We start from the raw sequence: 2,633 nt of genomic DNA, 5'->3' as shown, positions 1-2,633 counted from the left end.
ATGCCCTCGGCCACCAGAGGATCGAGCGCCGAGGTCGGCTCGTCGCAAAGGATGAGTTCGGGCCTGGCGGCAAGTGCTCTTGCGATCGCTACGCGCTGTTTCTGGCCGCCTGACAGCTCGGCCGGATAACGGTCGATGAAACCCTTGCCCATTTCGATCTGGTCGAGCAGTTCGTTTACCCGGGCAGTCTTTTCGCCCCCTCTCAGACCATAGTAGAAGGTCAGCGGGCGGCCGATGATGTCGCGGACCGTCTGGCGCGGGTTCATCGCCGTATCCGCCATCTGGTAGATCAGCTGTATGCGCCTCAAGTCGTCGTTCGGCCGGCTCTTGAGGCGGAGCGCAAGCGGCTTTCCATCAAAGACGATACGTCCGCTGCTCGGGGGCAGGAGGCCGGTAATGACGCGCGCCAGGGTCGATTTGCCCGAACCGGATTCGCCGACGACGGCAAGCGTCTGCCCTTTCGGCACATGCAGAGAAACATCGTGGAGCACCTTGAAGCCGTTGGAATATTCGGCGCTCACATTCTCCACCTTGAGAAGCCCGATGGACTGATCGGCGGCTTCCTCACGGTAGGCTTGCCTGACGTTGACGAGGGCACGGGTATAGTCTTGCTGCGGCGTCTCAATGATCTGCTGGACGCTGCCATACTCCACCTGCTTGCCATGGCGCAGGACCATGATGTCGTCCGAGATCTGGGCGACGACTGCAAGATCGTGGGTGATATAGAGGGCGGCGGTGTGCGTTTCCTCGATGGCGTGCTTGATCGCCGCCAAAACGTCGATCTGCGTGGTGACGTCAAGAGCCGTGGTCGGCTCGTCGAAGACAATGAGTTCGGGGTTGGAGCAGAGCGCCATCGCCGTCATCGCGCGCTGCAGCTGGCCGCCGGAGACTTGGTGGGCAAAGCGATCGCCGAAGGTCTCCGGATTGGGCAGACCCAAGACGCGGAACAGATAAAGCGCACGCTTGCGCGCCTCCTGCCTGGTCATCAGACCATGCTTGATCGAAGCTTCAATCACCTGATCGCCGAGCCTGTGGGCCGGATTGAAGGCGGCAGCCGCTGATTGCGCGACGTAGCAGACTCGCGCGCCGCGAATTTTTCGGATGCCGTTCTTGCCGAGCGCCAGGATATCGGTGCCGTCGAGCCGCACCTCGCCGCCGGTGATTTCTGCGCCGCCCCGGCCATAGGCGAGGGCGGAGAGACCGATCGTCGACTTGCCGGCGCCCGATTCCCCGATCAGGCCGAGGACCTTGCCCTTTAGGAGATCGAAGGAAACGTCGTCGACGATCGTCACCCGCCTTGGCGGTTCGCCCGGCGGGTAGCTGGTCGCTTCGATCTTCAGATTGCGGACGGAAAGAAGCTCAGGCATCGCCGCGCCCTCCCTTGAGGCTGGATGTGCGTTTCAGGAGCCAGTCGACGACGAGGTTGACGCAGACAGCCAGCACGGCGATCGCCGTGCCTGGCACAAGCGCTGCAGAAATGCCGAAGATAATACCGTCCTTGTTGTCCTTGACCATGCCGCCCCAATCGGCCGCAGGCGGCTGAATGCCGAGGCCGAGGAAGGAAAGCGTTGACAGGAACAGGATCGAGAAGGCGAAGCGCAGGCCGAACTCGGCAAGCAGCGGCGACAGGGTGTTCGGCAGGATTTCGCGGAAGATGATCCAGAGCTTGCCTTCACCGCGCAGTTTGGCCGCCTCGACGAATTCCATCACCGCGACGTCGAGCGCCACGGCACGGCCGAGACGGTAGACGCGGGTGGAATCGAGGATCGCCATGACGAGGATCAGGACGATGATGTTCTGCGGCAGGACGGCCAGAACCACGAGCGCGAAGATCAGCGTTGGGATCGACATCATCAGATCGTTGAAACGCGAAAAGATCGTATCGATAAGGCCGCGCGAAACGGCGGCGGTGAAGCTCAAGATGACGCCGAGCGAAAAGGAGATGATGGTGGCGGCCGACGAGACGAGCAGCGTCGTGCGCGCGCCGTAAATGAGGCGCGAAAGGATGTCGCGGCCGAGATTGTCCAGGCCGAAGACATATTGATCATCGGGCAGCTGCCAGACGTCGCCGACGACCTGGGTCTCGCCATAGGGGGCGATCCAGGGCGCGAAAGCCGCAAAGATGAAGGCGATCGCGATACCGCTGATGCCGATCCAGGCGGTGATGGGGATGTCTCGCAATCTCATCGCGGATGCCTCAGTCGGGGGTTGGCGATGATCGCGAGGATATCGGCCGTCATGTTGAGGAAGATGTAGACAGCCGCAAAGATCAGGCCGCAGGCCTGCACGACGGGCATGTCGCGCACGGTGACCGCATCGACCATGTATTGCCCCATGCCGGGATAGACGAAGACGACTTCGACAACGACGACGCCGACCACGAGATAGGCAAGGTTCAATGCGACGACATTGATGATCGGCGCGAGCGCATTGGGAGCGGCGTGCTTGACGATCGAGCGGAAGGCGCCGAGGCCTTTCAGCTCCGCCGTCTCCATATAGGCCGACGACATGACGGAGAGGATCGCCGCCCGCGTCATGCGCATCATGTGCGCGAGAACGACGAGCACCAGGGTCGCCGTCGGCAGCGCAATCGCCTTCAATCGCTCGACGAAGCCCATGCTGTCGTAGACGGT

At 62.1% G+C, this 2,633-nt stretch carries 3 protein-coding genes; all 3 read right to left on the bottom strand.

Annotation, left to right across the window (positions count from 1 at the left end):
* Nucleotides 1-1,367 (bottom strand): ABC transporter ATP-binding protein (locus tag FHX09_RS29305; RefSeq protein ID WP_184451116.1); only part of this gene is annotated, 1,367 nt, incomplete at its 3' end.
* Nucleotides 1,360-2,187 carry an ABC transporter permease gene (locus FHX09_RS29300; protein ID WP_007800106.1) on the bottom strand — a complete coding sequence of 276 codons (828 nt, stop codon included), beginning with the start codon at nt 2,185-2,187 and terminating at the stop codon, nt 1,360-1,362. The genes FHX09_RS29300 and FHX09_RS29305, both read right to left, overlap by 8 nt.
* Nucleotides 2,184-2,633 (bottom strand): ABC transporter permease (locus FHX09_RS29295; protein ID WP_184451114.1); only part of this gene is annotated, 450 nt, incomplete at its 5' end. The genes FHX09_RS29300 and FHX09_RS29295, both read right to left, overlap by 4 nt.

Source organism: Rhizobium sp. BK538, from assembly GCF_014197575.1.
Lineage (GTDB): Bacteria > Pseudomonadota > Alphaproteobacteria > Rhizobiales > Rhizobiaceae > Rhizobium.
This window is presented reverse-complemented; position numbering and strand designations above follow the sequence as displayed.